Annotated in this window: 24 protein-coding genes; 13 read left to right on the forward strand and 11 right to left on the reverse strand. The window is 69.1% G+C overall.

Translation table 11 applies throughout. The annotated features are described in order from the left end of the window. Positions 1-57: 57 nt before the first annotated feature. The 8 genes from AC3WQM_RS18120 (at position 58) to AC3WQM_RS18155 (ending at position 9,509) form a co-directional block, all read left to right on the forward strand. Positions 58-2,766 (forward strand): phage head spike fiber domain-containing protein, encoded by a 2,709-nt coding sequence (locus AC3WQM_RS18120; RefSeq protein WP_492680623.1) that lies wholly within the window; start codon positions 58-60, stop codon positions 2,764-2,766. 167 nt (positions 2,767-2,933) lie between these two features. Beyond that, positions 2,934-3,995, forward strand: coding sequence for a Fe(3+) ABC transporter substrate-binding protein (locus tag AC3WQM_RS18125; protein WP_492680625.1), 1,062 nt, complete (start codon positions 2,934-2,936; stop codon positions 3,993-3,995). 35 nt (positions 3,996-4,030) lie between these two features. Beyond that, a complete protein-coding gene (locus AC3WQM_RS18130; protein ID WP_492680627.1) occupies positions 4,031-5,716 on the forward strand; it encodes an ABC transporter permease in 1,686 nt (561 codons plus the stop codon). Further along, on the forward strand, positions 5,713-6,396 hold the full coding sequence (locus AC3WQM_RS18135) for an ABC transporter ATP-binding protein (RefSeq protein WP_492680629.1): 684 nt from the start codon (positions 5,713-5,715) through the stop codon (positions 6,394-6,396). Before AC3WQM_RS18130 ends, AC3WQM_RS18135 begins: the two co-directional genes overlap by 4 nt. 14 nt (positions 6,397-6,410) lie before the next feature. Continuing rightward, complete coding sequence (locus tag AC3WQM_RS18140) at positions 6,411-7,667, forward strand: hypothetical protein (RefSeq protein ID WP_492680631.1); 1,257 nt, start codon at positions 6,411-6,413, stop codon at positions 7,665-7,667. 101 nt (positions 7,668-7,768) lie between these two features. Beyond that, positions 7,769-8,449: a glutathione S-transferase family protein gene (locus tag AC3WQM_RS18145; protein ID WP_492680633.1), complete on the forward strand. Its 681-nt coding sequence runs from the start codon at positions 7,769-7,771 to the stop codon at positions 8,447-8,449. A 57-nt stretch (positions 8,450-8,506) separates the two neighbouring features. Next, positions 8,507-8,920 carry a lactoylglutathione lyase gene (gene gloA, locus AC3WQM_RS18150; protein ID WP_139702878.1) on the forward strand — a complete coding sequence of 138 codons (414 nt, stop codon included), beginning with the start codon at positions 8,507-8,509 and terminating at the stop codon, positions 8,918-8,920. 25 nt (positions 8,921-8,945) lie between these two features. Further along, a complete protein-coding gene (locus tag AC3WQM_RS18155; protein WP_492680635.1) occupies positions 8,946-9,509 on the forward strand; it encodes a DUF1697 domain-containing protein in 564 nt (187 codons plus the stop codon). 4 nt (positions 9,510-9,513) lie between these two features. Here the strand turns inward: AC3WQM_RS18155 and AC3WQM_RS18160 are convergent, their stop codons facing one another. The 4 genes from AC3WQM_RS18160 to AC3WQM_RS18175 form a co-directional block, all read right to left on the reverse strand. Further along, entirely contained in the window at positions 9,514-10,242 is a 729-nt protein-coding gene (locus AC3WQM_RS18160) for a haloacid dehalogenase type II (RefSeq protein WP_492680637.1), read from the reverse strand. A gap of 2 nt (positions 10,243-10,244) precedes the next feature. Beyond that, positions 10,245-10,880, reverse strand: a complete 636-nt coding sequence (eda, locus tag AC3WQM_RS18165; protein WP_390342293.1) for a bifunctional 4-hydroxy-2-oxoglutarate aldolase/2-dehydro-3-deoxy-phosphogluconate aldolase — start codon at positions 10,878-10,880, stop codon at positions 10,245-10,247. A gap of 41 nt (positions 10,881-10,921) precedes the next feature. After that, positions 10,922-12,751, reverse strand: coding sequence for a phosphogluconate dehydratase (edd, locus tag AC3WQM_RS18170; protein WP_492680639.1), 1,830 nt, complete (start codon positions 12,749-12,751; stop codon positions 10,922-10,924). A 200-nt stretch (positions 12,752-12,951) separates the two neighbouring features. Next, positions 12,952-13,500, reverse strand: coding sequence for an OmpA family protein (locus tag AC3WQM_RS18175; RefSeq protein ID WP_489058173.1), 549 nt, complete (start codon positions 13,498-13,500; stop codon positions 12,952-12,954). Positions 13,501-13,635: 135 nt separating this feature from the next. Here AC3WQM_RS18175 and AC3WQM_RS18180 point away from each other — a divergent pair, with 135 nt between their 5' ends. Together AC3WQM_RS18180 and AC3WQM_RS18185 are read left to right on the forward strand one after the other, a co-directional pair. Next, the gene (locus AC3WQM_RS18180) at positions 13,636-14,340 is read left to right on the forward strand and encodes a gamma-glutamylcyclotransferase (RefSeq protein ID WP_492680641.1); all 705 of its coding nucleotides are present in this window, start codon (positions 13,636-13,638) and stop codon (positions 14,338-14,340) included. Next, positions 14,337-14,876, forward strand: coding sequence for a superoxide dismutase family protein (locus tag AC3WQM_RS18185; protein WP_307696057.1), 540 nt, complete (start codon positions 14,337-14,339; stop codon positions 14,874-14,876). The genes AC3WQM_RS18180 and AC3WQM_RS18185 overlap by 4 nt, the downstream gene beginning before the upstream one ends. A gap of 8 nt (positions 14,877-14,884) precedes the next feature. Here AC3WQM_RS18185 and AC3WQM_RS18190 read toward each other — a convergent pair whose 3' ends face one another. After that, positions 14,885-15,454, reverse strand: a complete 570-nt coding sequence (locus AC3WQM_RS18190; protein WP_492680643.1) for a nucleotidyltransferase family protein — start codon at positions 15,452-15,454, stop codon at positions 14,885-14,887. Positions 15,455-15,483: 29 nt separating this feature from the next. On the opposite strand from AC3WQM_RS18190, the gene pdxH reads away from it, so the two are divergent. Then, on the forward strand, positions 15,484-16,140 hold the full coding sequence (gene pdxH, locus AC3WQM_RS18195; RefSeq protein ID WP_354343788.1) for a pyridoxamine 5'-phosphate oxidase: 657 nt from the start codon (positions 15,484-15,486) through the stop codon (positions 16,138-16,140). A 7-nt stretch (positions 16,141-16,147) separates the two neighbouring features. On the opposite strand, the gene AC3WQM_RS18200 is transcribed toward pdxH, so the two are convergent. The 6 genes from AC3WQM_RS18200 to msrA all read right to left on the reverse strand — a co-directional run bounded on the left by AC3WQM_RS18200 (position 16,148) and on the right by msrA (position 22,126). Further along, entirely contained in the window at positions 16,148-17,359 is a 1,212-nt protein-coding gene (locus AC3WQM_RS18200) for an OmpA family protein (RefSeq protein ID WP_492680645.1), read from the reverse strand. After that, the gene (locus AC3WQM_RS18205; protein WP_492680647.1) at positions 17,359-17,742 is read right to left on the reverse strand and encodes a hypothetical protein; all 384 of its coding nucleotides are present in this window, start codon (positions 17,740-17,742) and stop codon (positions 17,359-17,361) included. Before AC3WQM_RS18205 ends, AC3WQM_RS18200 begins: the two co-directional genes overlap by 1 nt. A 133-nt stretch (positions 17,743-17,875) precedes the next feature. Beyond that, entirely contained in the window at positions 17,876-18,826 is a 951-nt protein-coding gene (locus tag AC3WQM_RS18210) for an AEC family transporter (RefSeq protein WP_159270838.1), read from the reverse strand. Between the two features lie 147 nt (positions 18,827-18,973). Then, positions 18,974-21,070 (reverse strand): TonB-dependent receptor, encoded by a 2,097-nt coding sequence (locus AC3WQM_RS18215; RefSeq protein WP_492680649.1) that lies wholly within the window; start codon positions 21,068-21,070, stop codon positions 18,974-18,976. Between the two features lie 83 nt (positions 21,071-21,153). Next, a complete protein-coding gene (locus AC3WQM_RS18220; protein WP_492680651.1) occupies positions 21,154-21,516 on the reverse strand; it encodes a hypothetical protein in 363 nt (120 codons plus the stop codon). A 58-nt stretch (positions 21,517-21,574) separates the two neighbouring features. Continuing rightward, the gene (msrA, locus tag AC3WQM_RS18225) at positions 21,575-22,126 is read right to left on the reverse strand and encodes a peptide-methionine (S)-S-oxide reductase MsrA (protein ID WP_070062460.1); all 552 of its coding nucleotides are present in this window, start codon (positions 22,124-22,126) and stop codon (positions 21,575-21,577) included. A gap of 103 nt (positions 22,127-22,229) precedes the next feature. On the opposite strand from msrA, the gene AC3WQM_RS18230 reads away from it, so the two are divergent. Both AC3WQM_RS18230 and AC3WQM_RS18235 read left to right on the forward strand, forming a co-directional pair. Beyond that, on the forward strand, positions 22,230-22,907 hold the full coding sequence (locus AC3WQM_RS18230) for a TetR/AcrR family transcriptional regulator (protein WP_492680653.1): 678 nt from the start codon (positions 22,230-22,232) through the stop codon (positions 22,905-22,907). Between the two features lie 94 nt (positions 22,908-23,001). Further along, the gene (locus AC3WQM_RS18235) at positions 23,002-23,679 is read left to right on the forward strand and encodes a protein-L-isoaspartate O-methyltransferase family protein (RefSeq protein WP_062469799.1); all 678 of its coding nucleotides are present in this window, start codon (positions 23,002-23,004) and stop codon (positions 23,677-23,679) included. The last annotated feature ends 12 nt before the right edge of the window (positions 23,680-23,691 follow it).

Genomic DNA, 23,691 nt, shown 5'->3' on the forward strand with positions numbered 1-23,691 from the left:
GAAGCCCCCGTCTTCGCTGATCTGCAGGGCGCCCCGCCCTCCTCTGAAGGCCGACATATGTCGGCCTTTTTCGTTGGGGCGTTCGGCGAGAAAGTCGTCATCGCCAACCAAGGAAAAGACTGCCATGGCCGCCATGGGCTGGCCGGCGACGGAACCCTTCGTCGCCGAACCCGAAGGCACCGCCTGCGTTCGCGCAAGGCAGCCCGCAGAGGACCCAACCAGATGACAACGACACTTACCGAAAAGACTTTTGCCGAGCTGTTCACCTATGCGGGCGGCACGAACGGCTCTCGCGTCAACGCCCAAGGCTTCATCGAGCCCTGTGCCACGCCGCGCTTCGACTTCGATCCGATCACGAAGGTGGCGAAGGGGCTGCTCATTGAGAACGCGCGGACGAACTTGCTGCCGTTTTCGTCTCGGTTCGAAAACCCGGCCTGGGTGAAGGCCAGCGTGACCGTCGTGCCTGGCGCCGCCCAGGCGCCGAATGGACGGTGGGACGCTTGCAAGCTGACCCTCTTCAACGGCGTGAACGCAGGCACCGGAAACCTCCTTCGAGAGGACGCAAAGGCAGCGACGCCGATCACCTACGCCTTTTCGGTCTATGCGAAGGCCGCAGGATCGTCCGCCGGATGGCTCTACGCGAAGGGAACCACCGGCAGCATCAGCATCCCCTTCAATCTGTTGACGGCGACCGCTTTGCCTGGCCCTGCCACCGGAGGTTTTGTCGAGGTCTCCAAGAGAGTTGTCGATGTCGGCAATGGCTGGTGCAGGGTCGAGATCGCTTTCACGACCGATGCAACCACATCGATCAGAACGTGCATCTACCCCGGGTCGTCTGCAGGCAACACCGGCCCAGGGGATGGCAACGCCGGCATTTACATCTGGGGTGCGCAGCTCGAAGTGGGGGCGTTCGCCAGCTCCTACATCCCCAGTTTGGACGGGGTCACCGCACGGGCATCCATCGGCAGCTACTGCGACACCAAGGGCATCCTGCGCTATGCGGCCGCAGGCGTTGCGCGCAACAGCTACGAGCCGTCGAACCTGACGCTGCCGCCTGTCCTGATGGTGGAAGAGCAGCGCACGAACATCTTGGCCAAGAGCAGCGACATGCACCTGTGGTCGGGCGGAGGAATGGTGCGCAACACTGGCAAGACGGCACCGGACGGCACGCTCCGCGCAGTCGCATTCTCTGGAGCGGCCACTTCGCCCAACTTCCTGTCTGTTGCTGCTACTGCGGCAGTGATGACCTACTCGGTGTATCTCAAGAATGTTTCGAGAACAGCCGTCATCGACGTGCTGCTGCGAAACAACACGACAGCGACAAACGGGGTGCCTGGGAGCGTGAACCTCCACAGCCCGACACCATCAATCTCGGGTGTAGGTTGGGAAATGCGGGACGTCGGTGGGGGCTGGTTTCGCTGCACCTACACATCGAACATGCCAATCACGGTCGGCGATACGCTGACTTGCTACGCAGTGGCCTCGGGTGCTCGATCAGACAATGGCGCCTGCCTCGCCTGGGGTGCTCAACTCGAAGCCGGCGCGTTCGCCACCAGCTACATCCCGAGCACCGAGACGTTCACAGGCCGTGCGTCCGTCGGGACTTATTTCGACTCGACGGGGACGATGAAGACTGCTGCCGCTGGCGTCGCTCGGATGACCTACAACCCGGCCGACCTGACCATTGCGCCGTGGCTGATGGTGGAGTGGCAGAGCACGAACTTGCTCTTGGGCAGCCAGATCGCGGCAGGCATTGCAGGAGGAACCACTCCCCCTGTCGTGGCCAGTACGACGGTTGACGGAGAAGCGTGCGTCGCTGTCACGTTCACATCGGCTAGCGCCTTGGGCTATTCGGGCAGCCGTGCACAAAGTGGCGCCGGCGTCGGCGCGAACGTCACTGTCGGAACGGCCTACTCGACAAGTGCCCACGTCAAGCTGAGCAGGCCGTTGACCGGAAGCGAAGCCATCAACGTGTACTACACCGGCTCATCTGGGATGGGCGGCTTTCCAATCAACAGTGTGAACTCTTCTCAGTTTGTGGACCGCTTCGCTCGAGCGGCCACTCAGAACATTGCCCCGGCTGCATCCGGCGGGATTTACCCCGTCGTTCACACGAGCGGAGCGCTCACCAGCGACCTCACAGTATGGTTCTGCAGGGGCCAGGTCGAAGAGGGGCCTGTGGTGACCAGCTACATCCCGACAACGACCGCGACGGTGACGCGGGCAGCAGACGCATCGACATCAGCCGCAACGACCCGCCAAGCAGACACCGCAACCTCGGCCGCCACCACGCGCACCGGCGACCTCGTTCGCGTCGACACGGCCAAGGGCTGGTGCAATGCCGCCGAAGGCACCCTCTTCATGGAGTTCGGACGACCAAGAGACGGTGACGCTTCAACTCGAAACCTGATCGAAATCGGCTCCGCCATTGCCAATCGCGTCGGCATCGGATTCAACGCGACGGGCTCGGCCTATGCCTACTCCAACGCCAATGGCGTGTCAGGCCCGAGCACGGTGGCGGTCGGCCTCCTCGGCACCCCCGTTGGAAGCCCGGTCAAGACCACGGTCAGCTATGGCACCGACGGCCTTCGCTACGGATGCAACGGCCAGTTGTTCAAGGCGGCCATGACGACGGTCCCGCCCATGAACTTCCTGGGCATCGGGAACCTGGCCACTGGCGGCAACCAGCCCTTCCTTCATGTCCGATCGGTGCAATATCGGCCGCAGAAGCTGACCGACGCGGAAGTCGTGGCCTTGACCGCCTAGCGACACCCAGGCCCGAAGCAACGCCAACGCGCCGCAGTAGGCCCTCAAGCTGTAAGCCAAAAGGAAAACCCACCCCTCCCCGTCAGTGATAATTGTTCTCATCAGCGACGCACCCGCCGTCGCCGATGCCTTTCCTAGAACACCTCACCGCACCTGGAGGATCCTTCATGACCGACCGTTCCGGCCCCCAGGGCCGCGTGGCGCACGCCCTCCTCGGCGTTTCCGCCGCCTGGCTCGCCCTCACCGCCCTGCCCGCGCACGCCGCCAATGACGAGCTCACGCTCTACACGACCCGCGAGCCGGCGCTGATCCAGCCGCTGATCTCGGCGTTCAGCGCGCAGAGCAAGATCAAGGTCAACACGGTGTTCGTGAAGGACGGCCTGCTGGAACGCGTGAAGGCCGAAGGCGCGCGCTCGCCGGCCGACGTGCTGATGACGGTGGACATCGGCAACCTCGTCGACCTCGTCGAAGGCGGCGTGACGCAGCCGGTGAAATCGGCTGCGCTCGAGTCGGCCATTCCGGCCAACCTGCGCGGTGCCGACGGCCAATGGTTCGCGCTCTCGCTGCGCGCCCGCGTGCTGTACGCCGACAAGAACCAGCCGCTGACCAGCTTCCGCTACGAAGACCTGGCCAACCCGAAGTACAAGGGCAAGGTCTGCATCCGCGCCGGCCAGCACCCCTACAACACGGCCCTGGTGGCCGCGATGATCGCGCACGACGGCGAGGCCAAGACCGAGCAGTGGCTGCGCGGCGTCAAGGGCAACCTGGCGCGCAAGGCCACCGGCGGCGACCGCGACGTGGCACGCGACATCCTCGGCGGCATCTGCGACATCGGCGTGGCCAACTCGTACTACGTGGGCCAGATGAAGAGCGCCAAGGAAGGCACCGACGCGCGCAAGTGGGGCGACGCCATCAAGGTGATCCGCCCGACCTTCGCCAACGCCAAGAGCGGCGGCACGCACGTGAACATCAGCGGCGCGGCCGTGGCCAAGAACGCGCCGCAGCGCGCCAACGCGGTCAAGCTGCTCGAGTTCCTGGTGTCGGAACCGGCCCAGGCGCTGTACGCCGACGCCAACTACGAGTACCCGGTGCGCAAGGGCGTGGCCCTCGACCCGATCATCGGCCAGTCCATCGGCGAGCTGAAGGTCGACCCGCTGCCGCTGACCGAGATTGCCAAGTACCGCAAGCAGGCCAGCGCCCTCGTCGACAAGGTCGGCTTCGACCAGTGACCTTGCATGGCCGGGCACACCTTGCCGGCAACTGAATGCTGATTTCGCGGCGCCAGCCGCCGGGCCTGCGCGCCGCGGGCCCGGCGTGGCGCTGCGCGTCGTTCCTGATCGCGCTCGGCGTGCTCGCGCCGGTGCTCACGCTGGCCTGGCTCGCGTTCGGCTCGGGCGTCGGCCACTGGGGGCCGCTGTTCGCGCACGTGCTGCCGCAGGCGGCGCTCAACACGGCGCTGCTGCTTGCGGGCGTCGGCACCCTCGTCCTCGTGATCGGCACCGGCTGCGCCTGGCTGGTCACGGCGCATGACTTTCCCGGCCGCGGCGTGCTCAACTGGGCGCTGCTGCTGCCGCTGGCGATGCCGACCTACATCGTCGCCTTCGCCTACCTCGACCTGCTGCACCCGATCGGCCCCGTGCAGGGCGCGATCCGCTGGATGCTGGGCTTCGACAGCCCGCGCCAGTTCCGCCTGCCCGACCTGCGCTCGATGCCGGGCGCGATCTTCGTGCTGGGCTTCGTGCTCTACCCGTATGTCTACATGACGGCGCGCGCGATGTTCATGACCCAGCCGGCGCACCTGCTGGAAGCGGCGCGCACGCTGGGCGAGAACCGGCGCGGCGCCTTCTTTCGCGTGGCCCTGCCGCTGGCACGGCCGGCGCTGGCCGTCGGCCTGAGCCTGGCGCTGCTCGAGACGCTCAACGACATCGGCGCCTCCGAATTCCTCGGCGTGAACACGCTCACGGTGGCGGTCTACACCACCTGGATCACGCGCTCCGACCTGGCCGGCGCCGCGCAGATCGCCTGCGCGATGCTGTTCGTGGTGGTGGCGCTGGTCTGGCTCGAACGCAACGGCCGCCAGCACCAGCGCTTCGGTTCCGCGCAGCGCATGCGCGCGGTGCAGCCCCGGCGCCTGCACGGCGGCGCGGCCTGGGCGGCGACCGCGACGGCGGGGCTGCCGGTGCTGATCGGCTTTGTCGCGCCCGCGCTGTACCTGGTCTGGGAAAGCGGCAAGCGGCTGCACCAGGGCGGCGGCATTTCGCAGGGCCTCGTGGCCAGCCTGGGCAACACGCTGGCGCTGGCGGCCGGCGTGACGGTGGTGGCCGTGGCGGCGGGGCTGGTCGTGGCCTGGGCCTCGCGCAGCCAGGGCACGAGCCTCAACCGCGCCCGCTGGCAGGCGCGCGCGGCTACGTTGGGCTACGCGGTGCCGGGCACCGTGCTCGCCATCGGCCTGCTGACGCCGGCCTTGGCCTTCGACGCGGCGCTGGCCGGTGCGATGGGCTGGCAGGGCCTGCCGCTGATGGGCGCGGGCATCGTGCTGGTCATGGCCTGCGCGATCCGTTTTCTTGCGATGCCCGTGGGCGGCATCGAGGCCGGGCTGGCGCGCATTCCGCCGGCCATCGAGCAGGCCTCGCGCCTGCTCGGCGAAACCACCGGCGGCACGCTGCGCCGCGTGCACCTTCCGCTGCTGCAGCCCGCCATCGCGGCGGGCGCGCTGCTGGTCTTCGTCGACGCCATGAAGGAGCTGCCGGCCACGCTGCTGCTGCGACCGGCCAACTTCGACACCCTCGCCACCTGGCTCTACGCCGAGGCCGCGCGCGGCACCTACGAGGAAGGCGCGATCGCCGCGCTGGCCATCGTGGTCGCCGGCCTGCTGCCGGTGGTGCTGCTGGCGCGCAACCAGCTCGGCACGACGCCGGCGGCGACACCTCCCGACACGGACCCCGCATGAGTTCCCCGCTTCATCTCGACTCGCTCCAGCTCGCCTACGACACGCCGCGCGGCCCGCACACGGTGGTCGACGGCTTCTCGCTGGACCTGCCCGCGGGCGAGATCGCCTGCCTGTTCGGCCCCTCGGGCTGCGGCAAGACCACGGTGCTGCGCGCCATCGCCGGCTTCGAGCCCGTGCGCGCCGGCACCATCCGCCTCGGCGACGCGCTGCTGTCGTCGCCCCAGAAGCACCTGCCGCCCGAGCAGCGGCGCGTGGGCATGATGTTCCAGGAGTACGCGCTGTTCCCGCACCTGTCGGCCGCCAGGAACGTGGCCTTCGGCCTGCGCCGCCTGGGCCGCGCGGCGCAGCAGGCACGCGTGGCCGGGATGCTCGCGCTGGTCGGCCTGGCCGAGGCCGGCGAGCGCTACCCGCACGAGCTGTCGGGCGGCCAGCAGCAGCGCATCGCACTGGCCCGCGCGCTGGCGCCCTCGCCCGCCCTGCTGCTGCTGGACGAGCCGTTTTCCAACCTCGACGGCGGCACGCGCGAGCGCCTGACCGCCGAGGTGCGCGGCATCCTGAAGAAGGCCGGCCAGACCGCGATCCTGGTCACGCACAACGAGGCCGAGGCGCATGCGATGGCCGATCGCATCGGCGTGATGCATAACGGGCGGATCACGCACTGGCTCGAGACGGCCTCGTAGCGGGAGGCACTCCGATGCGCAAGGCGACCCGACTCCTCCTCGCGTGGGCGACATTGCTCGGGTCGGCGATGCCGGCCCTGGCGGAAGTCCGCACGGTCTACCAAGGCACCCTCGGCACCAGCGAGGTCGTGCTCGAAATGAATGCCACTGGTGGCGGGCGGTATTTCTATCGCCGCCACGGTGTCGACATTCCGCTCTCCGGGCCGGTGACGAAGCTCGTGGAAGCCCTCCCGATCCAGGGCGAGGCGATGTACCGCGCGGCACAAGGCGGCAACGCGCCGTTGTTCGAAGACGCGCAGACCCGACAGCCGGGTCCGACATGGCGCGGCCAGGTAATCGACGGCACTTTTGCCGGAAGTTGGAGCGACGGCCCCGGCAAGCAGAACGTCGCGTTCGAGCTTCGACAGGTTCGCCAGTACGACCCGGACCAGAATCCCGGCGCAACCGCACCAGTGACGCGCGCCATCCCGCCAGGCAACACCACCGGCGCGGCTTCGGACGCGCCGATCTCCATCGAGACGGCACCCTACGACCACCTGAAGCTGCAGACATCGCTCAAGCATGGAGCGGAGCACGTCAGCGGAGCGGTGGCATGGCGCATGGTCATCGATCCGCGCACGCGCTTTTCCTATCCGCGGCTCACGCGACACCCGAATGCGCGCGTGGTCGAGAAGGTCAACGCCATCCTCGCGCGCAGGCACGGACAGCTCAGCCTCGCCGCGCTCGAATGCAAGGCCACCCTCTACACCGAGACGCATCCGGCGGCCGGCTCGCTGGGAAACTACGACGCGGAATCGGTGCGCGTCACCTTTCTCAGCCCGACGCTGATGAGCGTCGTCGAATCGGGAAGCGCCGACTGCGGCGGCGCCCATCCCCACAACCACTACGCGCCCTACACACTCGACCTGGTCCGTGGCGAGTACCTCGACTTCGATCGCCTGTTCCGCGCGTTCACCCAGACACCGGACGGGTTCGTGCCGAGCAAGACGCTCATGGCGCTGATCGGGAAGAAGCTGAAAGCACAGGGGCGCGGGCCCGAATCCGCAGCCGCCGCAGACCCGCAGCACTACACGGGTTGCGACGAGGTGTGGCCCGAGTACCTGGCATTGCATTTCGAGCGCACCCGCGGGCGCGATGCGCTGGCCGTCGCGGTCAGCGGCGTGCCGCATGCGCTCGGCGCCTGCCTCGGCACCACGGTGGCGCTGCCGTTCACCGAACTCAAGCCCCTTCTCAAGCCTGCGGCCAGCGCGTACCTTTTTCCTAAGCCGTAGCACCCGGGCGGCGCCCGAATGGGCTTTTCCAGAAAAGGTTGTTCAGGACCGCAAGAATCGCGGCGATCCGACCACCCATTTCTTCGAAGACGGAACGCCCCATGACCCAGGCCCTCACCCTCGTCAGCCACCTGCTGTGCCCCTATGTGCAACGCGCCGCCATCGCGCTGCACGAGAAGAACGTGCCCTTCGAGCGCGTCGTGATCGATCTCGCGAACAAGCCCCAGTGGTTCCTCGATATCTCGCCGCTGGGCAAGGTGCCGCTGCTGAAGGTGCAGCGCCCCGACGGCACCGAGGCCGTGCTGTTCGAGAGCAACGTGATCTGCGAATACCTCGAGGAGACGCAACCCGGCGCCCGCCTGCACCCCGAAGACCCGCTCGCACGTGCGCAGCACCGCGCATGGATGGAGTTCGGCTCGGCCATCCTCGTCGACCTGTGGGGCTACGAGACCACGCAGGATGCCACCGTGTTCGCGCAGAAGCGCGAGGCGCTGGCCGCCAAGTTCGAACGCGTCGAAGCCGCGCTGGGGCAAGGCCCCTACTTCGCGGGCGAAGCCTTCAGCCTCGTCGATGCGGTGTTCGCGCCGGTGTTCCGCTACTTCGAGGTGTTCGACGCGATCAGCGACTCGCACCTGTTCGACGCGCTGCCCAAGGTGAATGCCTGGCGCCATGCGCTGGCGGCGCGCCCCAGCGTGCGCGCGGCGGTGGTGCCCGAGTACCCGCGGCACCTGATGGATTTCCTGAAGAAGCACCAGGCGCATCTGCTGACGCTGGCGGCTTGATCGCCGGGAGCAGAGGACGACAATAGCGCCATCCCCCATAACGACACGACCCACGAGATGCGACTTCTCCACACCATGCTGCGCGTTGGCAATCTCCAGCGCTCCATCGACTTCTATACGCAGGTGCTCGGCATGACGCTGCTGCGCACGTCGGAAAACCCCGAGTACAAGTACAGCCTCGCGTTCGTCGGCTACGGCAACGGCAACCCCGACCAGGCCGAGATCGAGCTCACCTACAACTGGGGCACCGAGAGCTACGAACTCGGCACCGCCTACGGCCACATCGCGCTCGGCGTGCCCGACGCCTACGCGGCCTGCGACAAGATCAAGGCCGCCGGCGGCAACGTGACGCGCGAGGCGGGCCCGGTCAAGGGCGGCACGACGGTGATCGCCTTCGTGACGGACCCCGACGGCTACAAGATCGAGCTCATCCAGCGCAACGAGAACGCGTCGGGCGGCGGCCTGCGCTGAGCCGTTTCGGGCCGCACCCCACGCCATGGCAAGCCCGAAGAAGAAGCAAGCGCCGCTGACGCGCTACGTCGCCCTGCTGCGCGGCGTGAACGTCAACGGCATCACGATCAAGAGCGCCGACCTGAAGGCGCTGTTCGTCGACGAACTCGGCTTCGGCGCGGTGCGCACGGTGCTCGCCAGCGGCAACGTGCTGTTCGACACCGACGCGCCCGATGCCGCCGCGCTGCGCACGCGCATCGAGCAGGCGCTGCGCCAGCGCTTCGGCTACGAGGCGTGGATCGTCTTGCTCACGCAGCGGCAGGTGGCCGACATGGCGGCGGGCTATCCCTTTGAGCGCATCGACGACACGCACCATCCGTACCTCGTGTTCGGCTCGGATGCCGCGATGCTCGACGAGATCATCGAGAAGGCCGGCACGGTCGATGCCAAGGTCGAGCAGCTGGTGCGCGGCGATGGCGTGCTGTACTGGCAGTGCCCGCGCGGCGAAAGCCTGGAGACACCGGTGGCGAAGGTGCTCGCGAAGACCCGCTACAAGTCGAGCACCACCACGCGCAACCTGCGCACGGTGGAAAAGCTCATCGCCGACTGATCGATCAGCAGCCCAGCCGGTCGGCCAGCGCGACGATGTCGCGCACATGCAGGTTGTTGTCCGGCTGCGGCGACACGTCCTTCGGCTGCTTGCGGCCGAACTCGTGGGGCCGCTCGATGTACGCCGTCTTCAGGCCGCACACGCGCGCGGCCGCCAGGTCGTCGTGGTGCGCCGCGGCGAGCATGACCTGCCCCGGCGTCGCGTCGAACACGCCCGCCACGCCGAGGTAGGTGCGCGGGTCGGGCTTGTAGGCCTTGAACACCTCGGCCGACAGCACGCAGTCCCAGGGCAGGCCGGCGCGCTTGGCCATCTCGGTGAGCAAGCCGATGTTGCCGTTGGAGAGCGTGCAGATGGTGAATTTCTTCTTGAGCCGCGTGAGCCCCTCGACCGCATCGGGCCAGGCCGGCAGGCGGTGCCAGGCGCGGCTCAGGTCGCGCTTGGCGGCGCTGTCGAGCTGGTCGGCCAGGCTGAAGTCGTGCAGCACCTGTTCGAGCATGCTCAGGTGCAGCTCGTCGAGCAGCGTGAAGCCGCCCTCGCCGGCCGCGATGCGTTCCATCACGGCCTTCATGGCGGGCTGGTAGCCGGCGCGCCAGGCCAGCGCAAAGGCCGCGCCGTCCACGCCGGGCAGCACGCGCTCGACCTCGGCCGCGATGCCGCTGTGCCAGTCGACCACCGTGCCGAACACGTCGAACGCGATGACCTTGAGGTCGCCCGTGTCGAAATCGGCCGACATGCTCAGCGCGGCAGCTGGCTCGCGGCGCGCGCCAGTTGCTCGATCAATGCCCAGTTGCCTTCGCGGATGGCGTCGGCCGGCACGATCCACGAGCCACCCACGCAGGCCACGTTCGACAGCGCGAGGAACTCGGCCGCGTTGCCCGCATGGATGCCGCCCGTGGGGCAGAAGGTGACGTCGCCGAACGGACCCTGCCAGGCCTTGAGCATCGGCAGGCCGCCGGCCTGCAGCGCGGGGAAGAACTTGAGCTGGGTGTAGCCGTCTTCCTGCGCCGTCATGATCTCGCTGCCGGTGGCCACGCCGGGCAGCAGCGGCAGGCCGAGGTCGTGGCAGGCCTTGCCGACCGCGCGCGTGTAGCCCGGGCTCACGCCGAACTTCGCACCGGCCAGCGCCGAGGCCTGCGCATCGGCCGCGCTGCGGATGGTGCCCGCGCCGGCCACGGCCTCGGGCACTTCCTTGGCGATGGCTTCGATGCACTGCAGCGCCTGCGGCGTGCGCAGCGTCACTTCGAGCATGCGGATGCCGCCTGCGACCAGCGCGCGCGCCAGGGGCACGGCGTCTTTCACGTCGTTCAGCACGATGACCGGAATGACGGGTGCGTCGCGCATCACGTCGAGGGGGGTGAGTCTGTCTGTCATCTCATGGCTCCAAAAATTTCTTGCGGCCCGCGTGGGCCCCGTCACATCCAGGTGCAGGCGCCCTCTTCGGCGGTCAGTGCGTTGCGGCGCATGCCGGCGAACAGTTCGCGGCCCAGGCCGTGGCCGTCCGCGATGCGTTGTGCGTCGGACAGCGTTGCGGTCTCGCGCGCGGCCCATTCGTCTTCGGGCAGCAACACGGCGAGCGTACCCGCTACGGCGTCGAGGCGGATCAGGTCGCCGTCGCGCACCTTGGCCAGCGGGCCACCGGCGGCGGCTTCGGGCGACACGTGGATGGCGGCCGGGATCTTGCCCGAGGCACCGCTCATGCGGCCGTCGGTGACCAGTGCCACGCGGAAGCCCTTGCCCTGCAGCACCGACAGCGGCGGCGTGAGCTTGTGCAGCTCGGGCATGCCGTTGGCCTGCGGGCCCTGCCAGCGCACCACGCAGACCACGTCCCTCTCCAGCTCGCCGGCCGTGAACGCTTTTTGCAGCGCGGCCTGCGAGTCGAACACACGGGCGGGCGCTTCGATGACGTGGCGGTCGTCGGGCACCGACGACACCTTGATCACGCTGCGCCCCAGGTTGCCGCTGAGCAGCTTGAGGCCGCCGGTGGCGCTGAAGGGGCTGGCCACCGGGCGCGTGACGGCTTCTTTCTGCAGCGGCGCAGCGGGCGTCCATTGCAGCGTGCTCTCGCCGGCCAGCGACGGGATGTTCGCGAATTCGCGGATGCCGCCGGCGCGCACCGTGAGCACGTCGGCGTGCATCAGGCCGGCCTCGACCAGCTCGCCGATCACGAAGCCCGGACCGCCGCAGGCCTGGAACTCGTTCACGTCGGCGCTGCCGTTGGGGTACACGCGCGTGAGCAGCGGCACCACGTCGGACAGCTGGGAGAAGTCGTCCCAGTCGATGAGGATGCCCGCGGCGCGCGCCACGGCCACCCAGTGGATCAGGTGGTTGGTGGAGCCGCCCGTGGCCAGCAGCGCGACCATGGCGTTGACGATGCAGCGCTCGTCGACCATCTCTCCGATCGGCGGGCAGTTGAAGGCCGTGTCGCTGGCCTTGCCGAGCACCGAGCGCACCGCTTCGCGCGTGAGCGTCTCGCGCATGGCATCGCCGGGCTGGATGAAAGCCGTGCCGGGCACGTGCAGGCCCATGGCCTCCAGCAGCATCTGGTTGCTGTTGGCGGTGCCGTAGAAGGTGCAGGTGCCGACCGTGTGGTAGGCCGCCATCTCGGCCTCGAGCAGGCCCTGGCGGCCCACGAGGCCCTGCGCCGCCTGCTCGCGCACCTTCGACTTGGCGGTGTTCGACAGGCCCGAGGGCATGGGCCCGGCGGGCACGAAGACGGTGGGCAGGTGGCCGAAATGCAGCGCGCCGATCAAGAGGCCCGGCACGATCTTGTCGCACACGCCGAGCATCAGCGCGCCGTCGAACATGTCGTGCGTGAGCGCGACGGCAGTGCTCATGGCGATCAGGTCGCGGCTGAACAGGCTCAGCTCCATGCCGGGCGTGCCCTGCGTGACGCCGTCGCACATGGCGGGCACGCCGCCCGCGACCTGCGCCGTGGCGCCGTGGCGGCGGGCCTCGTGCTTGATGATGTCCGGGTAGCCTTGGTACGGCGCGTGGGCCGAGAGCATGTCGTTGTAGGCGGTGACGATGCCCAGGTTGGGCGCGCGCTCGGCCACCACCTTGAACTTGTCGTTGGCCGGGATGCCGGCCACGGCGTGCGCCACGTTGGCGCAGCCCATGCGGTCGGAGCCGCGGTCGCGGGCGCGGATCTCGGCCAGGCGCGTGAGGTAGGTGCTGCGCGTGTCGCGGCTGCGCGCGCGAATGCGATCGGTGACGTCGCGGACGGTGGGGTGTGTGCTGCTCATGGGGAAGTTGGCTCTTGCTGCGTGTCGCCGGCGCGACTGGGGGCCTGGAGGCCCATCGTACCAACTCGAGCGCAAAACCCTGATGAAATCAGGCCGCAGAACGATACGAAATCAGTCGGACATGCCACCGGCGGCGTGCAGGCACAAAAAAACCCGGCCATGCCGGGTTTTTTGCTGGGGGATGCGGAAGGCCGGATCGCTCAGTCGACCAGCCGGACCTCGACGCGGCGCGCCTCGGCGTTGTTGCCCGATCCGGCAGTGACGGCGGGCTTCTGCAGGTCGATCTTCTCGGCCGGCACGCCCAGGCCCGTCAGCACCTCGCGCACCATCTGGGCGCGGTTCTTGGCGAGTTCCTCGTTGACGGCGGCGTCGCCGGTGGTGTCGTGGAAGCCCGAGACCACCGCCTTGCGGCCGCCCTCGACGCCCTTGATGACCAGGGCCAGCGCCTCGGCGGCGCCCGGTGCGAGGTCGGCGCTGCCGGTCGCGAAGTAGAAGTTCACCACGCCGCCGACCACGCGGATGCTGGCGCCGTCGGGGATCACCACGGTGACGGTCTCGGTGACTTCGGTCACCTGCACCGCGCCGCCCGGCGCCGCTGCCGAAGCCGCGACAGCGGGCTTGGCGTGCGCGGCCGTCGCGCCCAGGCCCTTGTGCCAGAAGGCGACGCCGATCACGAACATGATCACGAGCGCGATCAATGCCACCAGGAAACCGAGGGCGAAATTCTGTTGGCTGTCGTCGTTGTTCATGGAAGCGCGAACTCCGTAGGAAAGGGGTCGGTAAATAATGGTGCGGTGAACCATGATCACGAAATTGTAGGCGCCCCCTCCGACACCCCCGTGTCAGCCGGCGCGCCGGACCTCGGTCCGCCGGGGCTGGACCCCATGCCCCGTCCGCTGCGCGACCCGCAGCCGATGCTGGAACGCGCGATCGCCGACTGGGGCGGCCGCGACGATCTCTGGCTGTTCGGCTACGGCTCGCTGATCTGGCGGCCCGAATTCGGCTTTGCGGAACGGCGCGCGGCCACAGTGCAGGGCTGGCACCGCGCGCTCAAGATGTGGAGCCGGGTCAACCGCGGCAGCGTGCAGACGCCGGGCCTGGTGTTCGGCCTGCTCTCGGGCGGCAGCTGCCGGGGCGTGGTGTTCCGCGTGCCGAAGGCCGAGGGCCTGGAGACGCTGAAGCGCCTGTGGCTGCGCGAGATGCCGACCGGCGTGTACGACCCCAAGTGGCTGCAATGCGGCACCGCCGAAGGGCCGGTGCGCGCGCTGGCCTTCACGCTGTCGCGGCGCAGCCCCAACTTCACGGGCGAGCTCAGCGACGAGCGCTACCGCCACATCTTCGCGAATGCCGTGGGCCGTTACGGCAGCTCGCTCGACTACGCGCGCCAGACCCTGCTCGAGCTGCAGCGCCACGCGATCCACGACGCGGCGCTGGCCCGGCTGGTGGCGCTGGCCACCACCGATGCGCCGTCCGAAGCCCCTGTCGCGGCACCGGCCGATTGCGGCGCGCCGCCGGCTCCGGTATATGTTCCGGGGTCTTCCGACAATTCACCCTCTTCTTCCGCATCGTTCGACAAGGAAAAACCATGAACCATCGCCGCCTCCTCGCCACCGGCACCGCCCTCCTCGCCACCGCCGTGCTCGCCGCCTGCGGCAGCATGGGCGGCAAGCCGAGCACCACGGTCGAGCTGACGCCGACCGCGGCCGTCACGCCCAACCCGGCACGCGGCTCGGTGACGCTCACTGCGCTCGACCACGGCGTGCGCGTGTCCGGCGAGGTGCGCGGCCTGGCGCCGGGCAGCGAGCACGGTTTCCACATCCACGAAAAGGGCGACTGCGGCGACAACGGCAACGCCTCGGGCGGCCACTTCAACCCGGCCGGCGGCACGCACGGCAAGTTCTCCGCGCCCGGCAGCCACGCCGGCGAACTGCCCAGCCTCGTGGCCGACGCCAGCGGCGTGGCGCGCTTCAGCGTCGAGAACCATGCGATCTCGCTGACCGACGGCGCCGCCAACAACGTGCGCGGCCGTGCCCTCGTGGTGCACCGCGACCGTGACGACTTCACGACGCAACCCGCAGGCAACTCCGGCCCGCGCGTGCTCTGCGCGGTCGTACCCAAGGGCTGAGCCAGACGTCAGGCGCCCGCGCGCGCCTGCCACAGCGCCTCGGCCCGCGCCAAGGCCTCGGGCGTGTCGATGTCGGTCACCACGCCGGCATCGTCCACCGCCAGGTCGACGACCGCATCGATGGCACGCATCGCCCGCAGGACGGACGATGCGCCCAGGTTTCCCTCCAGCGCCGCCAGCTGCGCCCCGCAGCCCGCCGCAAAGCCCACCGGGTGCCCGCGCTCGCCGCGGTACTGCGGCTGCACGGCACTCACCCGCCCGCCGAGCGCTGCGGCCACCGCCCGCAGCGTCGCGGGCTGCACCAGCGGCAGGTCGCCCGGCAGGATCAGCCAGCCCGCGGCGTCGGGCGTGGCGCGCACGGCGGCGGCGATCGAGTCGCCCATGCCGGGGTGACCGGCGTCTTCCAGGTGCCACGGCAGGCCGCTCGCGCGCACCGCGTCGAGCGTGCGCTCGAGCACGGGCCGGCCCGCCAACAGCGCCTTCAGCTTGGAGCCCATGCCGCCGGCCGCGATGAAACGCTCGCCACGGCCCGAGGCCAGCACGATCACGGTCGGGGAGTTCGCCTCTGTCGTCGTCATGGGCCGAGTATGTGCGCAACAATCCCGGCATGACTTCTTCTCCTCTTTCCAAGGACGCGCTGGCCGCGCTGCGCAAGAGCTACGAGCGCGCCGAGCTCGACGAGACCCGCAGCGCCGCCGACCCGCTGCAGCAGTTCGAGCGCTGGCTCACCGAGGCCGTCGACGCGCACATCCCCGAGCCCAACGCGATGACGCTGTGCACCGTGGGCAGCGACCTGCGGCCGTCCAGCCGCATCGTGCTGATCAAGGGCTACGACGCGCGCGGCATCGTCTGGTACACCAACTACGACAGCCGCAAGGGCCGCGAGCTGTCGGGCAACCCGTATGCCTCGCTGCAGTTCCACTGGGTCGAGCTGGAGCGCGTGGTGCGCATCGAAGGCCGCGTGGAACGCGTCAGCGCCGAGGAAAGCGACGCCTACTACGCCAGCCGCCCGCTCGATTCACGCATCGGCGCCTGGGCCAGCCCGCAAAGCGAAGTGATCAGCGGGCGCGACGTGCTGGTGAAGAACGCCGCCGTGTACGCCGCCAGGCACTTGCTCTCGCCGCCGCGTCCGCCGCACTGGGGTGGCTTCCGGCTGGTGCCCGACCGCTGGGAGTTCTGGCAGGGCCGCAAGAGCCGGCTGCACGACCGGCTGCGCTACCGGCTCGAAGGTGCCGACTGGGTGCGCGAACGCCTCGCGCCCTGACCCTGGCTCAGGCCTCGCAAGTTGCGACCTTGAATTCGACGCGCCGGTCCAGCGCATCGCTCGCATCGTCGGCGCCCGTGCCGACGATGTTCTCGCGAAAGCCCATGCCGGCTTCGCGCAGCTTCTTCGACAGCGGCGGCGCCTCGCCCACCAGCCGCGCCTTGACGCTGGTCGCGCGCTGCAGCGACAGCCGCTCGTTGACCGCCTCCGAGCCCGTGCGGCTCGTGTGGCCCGTGACCACCACGCACGCATCGATCTGCGCCGCCTGCCGCGCGATCTGGCGCAGCCACATCGGGTAGGCCGCGCTGATCTTCGGGTCGGCCAGGAAGTCGGTCGAGCCCGGCTTGAACAGGAACTTGACGCTCAGGTTGTTGCTCTCGAGCCCCAGCCGCGCCAGCGTGCCGAAAGTGCGCTCGGCATCGGCCGTGCGGCCCAGCTGCGACTGCGTGAGGTACAGCCCGCTGTAGATGCGCAGCTGCTGGCCGTCGGCGCGTTTCGACGCGGCCTCGTAGCGGCTCAGGGCCTCGCTCATGCGGCCGGCCTCGTAGGCGGCGGTGGCCTCCTGCAGCACCGTGGCGGTCGGCAGGCGCTCCAGGTACAGCGCGTCGGCGGCCTGCCCGGCCGGCGTCTCGGCGGTGCGGATGTAACCCTCCACGCCGCGGTCCTTGCCGTTCACGGGGCTGTCGCGGAAGAAGGCGGTGGGCCGCGTGTCGAGCGAGGCATCGCTGATGCGCGCCACCGACTGCGCGATCACCATGCCGCTCTTGATCTCGGTCATGGCGAGGTTCAGCCGGTACGGCGCGCCCGAGGCGTCCTTGTCGCGCACCAGCGTGCCGTTGAGCACGTACTGCGCGTTGCCGATCTCGTTGGCGTTGAACGGCGTCACGGTGAACTGCTTGAACTGCGCCTGCATGCGCTGCACGATGCGCTGCTCGGCCACGCGCGTCACCTCGGTCTGCTGGCCGCTGGCGCCTTCGAGCAGCGGGTCGATCACGATGCGCCGCTGCGTCAGCGTCGACTCCACCTTGGCCAGGAAGGCCGGCAGCTTCTGGGTCTGCACCATGAGGTCGTCGACCGCCTGGGTGACGGCCTGGTCGAAGGGCATGGCGCTGCTGGGCGCGGGGCGGTGCGCGCAGGCGGCGGCCAGCAGCGCGGCGGTGCACAGCGCCAGCACGCGCCACAAGGCTCGGGGGACGGCGGTGTTCTTGGTCGTGGTCATCAGCACTGGCTCCTCAAAATGGTCATGTCCTGGTCCGACAGCGGCTCGCCGACGGCGGCGCGCATGTTGATCTCGCTGCAGCGTTTGGAGGGCGCGGGGCGCCGCTCGGCGGGTTCGCGATGCACCTCGGGCGCCGGGGCCGGCGCTGCGGTGGCGGTGATCTGCGGGCGCGGCTTCGGCGCCGGCCGCACGACGGCGGGCCTGGGCTCCGCTTCCTTGGCCGGCGGTGCCTCCGCCGGCACAGGAACCGCCAGGCAGGGCGTGCGGCATGGCTTGGCCTCGCCCGCCGCATGCGCGCGCGCGCCGTGCAGCGCGATCACCGTCGCGACCACCGCCGTCACTGCAAGGGCAAGGGGCGAAACACGCGCCGGGTAGATCGTCATCAGCCGGCAAATGTAGGGGCGCGAACGCCGCGCGCCAGCCCACCAAACGGCCACCCCTGCCAAACGGCATAGGGCTAGCGCTGTCGTTCAGTCGGGCAAAAGTTCGCGAAAGGCGCGGAAGAAATGGGGGCCGTCAGGGCAACCACTGCACCCAGACCATGACCAGGGTGAGCGTGCCCAACGCCAGCACGGTCGACACGGCGACGCTGGCCGTGACCAGGTCTTCGGCGCTGCGGTAGCGCTGCGAGAACAGGAACACGTTGGCGCCGATGGGCAGCGCCGCCGCCACCACCATCACGGTGAGCGGAATGCCGCGCACGCCCAGCAGCCAGCCGATGAGCGCGACCAGCAGCGGGTGCACGAGGTTCTTCACCAGCGCCTGCACCAGCGCGCCGCGCCAGTGGCGCCCGATGGGCGTGAGCGCGAGCGTGATGCCCACCATCACCAGCGCGACCGGCCCGAAGGCCTGGCCCAGCAGCTGGATCGGCTTGTCGATCACCTCGGGCATCACGAGCCCCGTCTGCGCGAACAGCAGGCCCGCAATGATGGGCAGCGGCACCGGATGGATGATGGCGTTGCGCAGCGCGCGAAGCACGGTGCGCGCCATGGAGCGGCGCTGCGCCCCATCCACCGCTGCATGCTCGCGCGCCACGGCCAGCTCGAGCACCACGGTGGCGCTGGTCATGAGCACGAGCGAATGCAGCGAGATCAGCGTGAGCAGCACCACCATGCCGGGCTCGCCGTAGGCCAGGCCGATCAGCGCGATGCCGATCATCACGGTGTTGCTGTAGGTGTTGGCCAGCGCGAGCACCGCGCCCGTGCGGTTGAAGCCGCGCCACGCGAGCGTGGCCGCGAACAGCAGGCCCGAGGCGATGAAGTACGCCGCCACGGGTTTCAGGCTCAGCTGCTGCACGTGCACCGTGCTCATGGCGCGGAACAGCAGCGCGGGCGCGAGCAGCAGGAAGATGAGGTTCGACAGGTCTTTCACTGCATTGCCGCCGATCCACCGGCGCCGTCCGGCGAGGTAGCCGGCGGCAATGAGGAGAACGACGGGCAGCAGGGAGGAGATGACGAACGAATTCACCCGGCGAGGATAAGCTGCCTTGCTCCTTCCCCCTCTGGGGGAAGGCCGGGATGGGGGCAAGCGGCGCTTGCAGAAGCCGTGGCCTCATCACAGGCCGCGAGCCCCCACCCCTGCCCTCCCCCAGCGGGGGAGGGAGAAACACCGCGATCAGAACGTGACGCGCAAACCCACCTTCAGCGAACGCCCCGGCAGCGGCGCCTTCGGGAACACCGTGGTCGTCAGGATCGAGGTCGGCGTGTAGGCCAGCGTGTTCCCGATGTTGTCCATGCGCGCGTACCAGGTGAGGTTGGCGCGCTGCACTTTCATGCGGTAGCTGATGGACGCGTTCCACAGCGTGTACGCGTCCGTCTCGCGCGCGCCCACGCTCGGCACCCGGCGCTGCGCCGCGTTGTAGTCGAAGCCGACGCGCGCGGTCCACGGCCCGTTGCCGTAGGCCAGCGTGGCGCCCAGGCGCAGCGGCGCGATGCGCGGCAGCGGCTCGCCGGTGTCGAGGTTCTTCGCGCGCACGATGTCGCCGCGCCATTCGAGGTCGAGCGTGCCCGCGTCGGCCATGCGCGCGAAGCCGTCGCTGCCCAGCAGCCGCAGGTTGCCGTTGGCCTCGATGCCGGTGAAGCGCGCGCGCATGCCGCCGTAGCGGTACTCGGCCAGCGTGTCGGTCGCTTCGGGGTCGGTGACGACCTGCCCTTCCTCGTCGAGCGTGCGGCCCGACGCGGTCAGGCCGATGTAGTTGCGAAAGCGCGTGACGTACGCGTTCACGCGGGCCGTGTTCGGGCCCGACTTCCACTGCGCGCCCAGGTCGAAGCCGGTGGATTTTTCCTTGCCCAGGTTCGGGTCGCCCACCTCCCAGGCCGCCGTGGCCACGTGCGGGCCGTTGGCGAGCAGTTCGTAGTCCTTCGGTGCGCGCTCGGTGTAGGCCAGGTTCGAGGTCAGCTGCCACTGGGGCGTGAGGTTGACCAGCGCGCCGAACGCCGCGCTGTGCGGGTTGAAGCTGCGCTCGCCGATGGCGAAGCGCGTCACCGACAGGTCGTCGGGGTAGCCCAGCGAGCGCACCGTGACCTTCTCGGTGCGTGCGCCGAAGCTCAGGCGGCCCCACGAGGTGCCGAGCTCTTCGTGCAGGAACAGCGCGTTGGAGCGCGTGCGGCTGTGCGGCGCGAAGGCCTCCGAGCCGTCGGCGGCGAAGCGGTTGGTCTCGCGGCTGAAGCCGACCAGGCCCTCGAGGTTGCCGATCTTCTCGTGCCGCGCCTCGATGCGCAGGTCGTTGCTCAGGTTCGAAAAAGTGGTGCCGGCCTCGCGGCCCTCGAACTCGGTGTGGCGGTAGTCGGTGCGGCTCACCTTGGCGTGGATGCTGCGGATGAAGCCGCCCGGGCGCCACTCGCCTTCCAGCGCGTAGCGGTCGGACTTCATGCCGATGGTCACGTCGTCCTCGGCCACGGTGCCGTAGTTGCTGCGGTAGGTGCTGGCCGAGGCGCCGATCCAGCCCTGGCTGAAGAACAGCGTGCCGCCCACGGCACCGCCGTGCGCCTCGTTGGCGGAGTTGCAGATGCGACGCGCGAGCCAGGGGCGACCCGGCTTGCTGCATTCAAGCTCGACCGGCACCGCCACGTCCTTCGAGTCGCGGTTGAAGGCGTCGACGTGCAGGGCGAAGCGGTCGTTGCCGCCTTCGAGCAGCACGCCGCCGCTCTTTTCCTTGTTGCCGCTGGCGTAACCCAGATCGGCACGGCCGCCGAAGCCGTTGAAGGGCTCGGTCGGGATGCGGTTGTCGATCACGTTGACCACGCCACCCACGGCGCTGCCGCCGTACTGCAGCGCCGAAGGGCCGCGCAGCACCTCGATGCGCTCGGTCACCAGCGCGTCGACGGGCACCGCGTGGTCGTAGCTCAGCGCCGAGGCGTCGGGCGCGCCGCCGCCGTTCTGCAGGATGCGGATGCGGTCGCCGTCCTGCCCGCGGATGCTGGGGCGGCTGGCGTTGGGGCCGAAGTAGCTGCTGCTCACGCCGGGCAGGTTGTTCAGCGTTTCGCCCAGCGTCGATTCGGAGCGCAGCAGCAGCTGGTCGCCCGACAGCGAGGTGGTCGGCGCGATCAGGTCGCTCGCGCCCAGCGGGTTGCCGGTGACGGTGACCTCGCGCAGGCTGGCGGCGTCAGCAGCAGGGGCCGCGACGGTGTCGGCGGTCTGGGCCAGGCTCGCCACCGAGGCGAGCGAAAGAACGGCAGCGCCGATGGCGTTGCGACGGAATTGGGGGGTCATGAAGAAAGAACACTCGTTGAATCGGGGAACGACCGGCCGCCCTCACCCGCCCGAAGGGGTGCGGCAACCGGAACACGGGGGATTCAGCGAGTGGACGGCGGGCCGCGCGCGTCGAAGAGCGCGACCCAGCGGGCGATGGCTTCGCCCTGCAGATAAGCAAACGTGGCCGCCGGCAGCAGCATCGGCAGCACCACCAGCGGCACGCCGGGCACGCCCGTGCCGTGCGCGAGCTGGTCGTACAGGCGGCAGTCGGCGTCGTCGTGCACGCCGAAGAGGCTGGCCAGCGTGTGGCTGCTGTCGTGCCGGTGCGCGGCCTGTGCCTGCGCCGCCGCTGCAGCGGCGGGCAGGCCCGGCACGTGCAGCGAGCGGTGCATCAGCCCCATCGTGCCCGCGAACCAGAGCGCGAATGCCAGCGCGACGACAAGCGCGCGGGTGGCGTGCGTCAAGCGGGTCGGGGTCTGGCGCAGGGTGGCGGACACAGGGGGCTTGGTGAAAAACGAAGGATCAGGCCTTGACGCGCGAGGCGAAGGTCTTCTGGAACTTCTCGACCTTCGGGCCAACCACGAACGCGCAGTAGCCCTGGTTCGGGTGGTTCAGGAAGTAGTCCTGGTGGTAGGCCTCGGCCGTCGAGTAGTTGGCCAGCGGGGCCACTTCGGTCACCACGGGCGAGCTGTAGGTCTTGCTGGCCTCGATCTCGCGGATGACAGAGTCGGCGACCTCTTTCTGGGCGTCGCTCGTGGTGTAGATGCCGCTGCGGTACTGGGTGCCGACGTCGTTGCCCTGGCGGTTGAGCGTGGTGGGGTCGTGCACCACGAAGAAGATCTCGAGCAGCTCGCGCAGGCTGATCTGCGCCGGGTCGAACTCGAGCTTCACGACCTCGGCATGGCCGGTGCGGCCGGTGCAGATCTGCTCGTAGCTCGGGTTCAGGGTCTGGCCGTTGCTGTAGCCCGATTCGACGTCCAGCACGCCCTGCACCCGGTCGAACACCGCCTCGGTGCACCAGAAGCAGCCTCCGCCGAGCACGATGGTTTCGGTGGGCGACGGTGAGGAAGACATGGCGCGGCTCCGGGTGGGTTGGAAAAAGCGGGGACCGGTATTGTCGCGGCTTGACGGGCCGGATGCCGGTCACTACATTACTAACCCGTCAGTCATTAACACCATGGCCTCCCCCCGCTCCCTCGTCGACAAGTTCTGCCCGCTGCCGTCCAAGCGCGAGCGGCGCAAGGAGGCGCGTCCGGGCGAGCTGCTGGCGGCGGCGCTCGACCTGTTCGTCGAAAAGGGCTTTGCCGCCACGCGCTCGGAAGAAGTGGCGGCCCGCGCCGGCGTGTCCAAGGGCACCCTCTTTCTGTACTTTCCGAGCAAGGAAGAGCTGTTCAAGGCCGTGGTGATCGAAAACCTCGGCGGCCGTTTCACAGAGTGGAACGCCGAGTTCGAGGCTTTCGAGGGCACGACGGCCGAGATGCTGCGCTATTGCATGAACGTCTGGTGGGAGCGCGTCGGCCTGACCAAGGCCTCGGGCCTGACCAAGCTGATGATGAGCGAAGGCGGCAATTTCCCCGAGCTGGCGGAGTTCTACCGCCAGCAGGTGGTGCGCCCCGGCCACGACCTGCTGCGCCGCATCCTGCAGCGCGGCATCGACCGCGGCGAGTTCGTGCAAATGGACATCGACCACGCCATCTATTCGGTGGTCGCCCCCATGGTGTTTCTCATGCTCTGGAAGCATTCGGCCATGGTCTGCGTCGACGGCGTGAGCACGCTCGACCCCGAAAAATTCATCGCCACCCAGGCCGAAACCGTGCTTTACGGTCTCTGCGTGCGCCCCGGGAGCCCCGCATGACGGCCATCGGATGGCCGACTGGCGCGGTGGCGTCATCGGCGCGACCTAAAATTGAAGGTTTGTCCCGTCCAGAGCCTTCAAGGAAAGCCACGCCATGAACCCCACGCCCACCCTCGAGCGCTTGCGCTTCAACATGATCGAACAGCAGATCCGTCCCTGGGACGTGCTGGAGTCGGACATCCTCGAGCTGCTGGCCGAGATTCACCGCGAAGACTACGTGCCCGACGCGCACCGCACGCTGTCCTTCTTCGACATGGAACTGCCCCTGCTCGACGGCTCGGTGCCCGGCGAATTCATGCTGTCGCCCAAAGTCGAGGCCCGCACGCTGCAGGACCTGCACATCCAGAAGCACGAATCGGTGCTCGAGATCGGCACCGGCTCCGGCTTCATGGCCGCCCTGCTCGGCGCCCGCGCGGCCCAGGTGCTGTCGCTCGAGATCAACCCCGTGCTGGCCGCCCGTGCCGCCGAGACGCTGCGCAGCAACGGCGTGACCAACGTCGAAGTGCGCCACGCCGACGGCGCCGTGCCGCTGGCCAGCGGCCCGAGCTTCGACGTGATCGTGCTCAGCGGCTCGGTCGCGCGCATTCCGCAGAACCTGCTCGGTTCGCTCAAGGTCGGTGGCCGCCTGTCGGCCATCGTCGGCGACGAGCCCATGATGCGCGCCCATTTCGTGACCCGCACCAGCGAAAGCAAGTGGGAGACGATCCAGCCCTGGGACACCGTGGCGCCGCGCCTGCTGAACTTCCCCGAGCCCTCGCGCTTCGCCTTTTGATCGAGCGGCCCA

Source organism: Variovorax sp. FW301-JW7 (assembly GCF_058788795.1).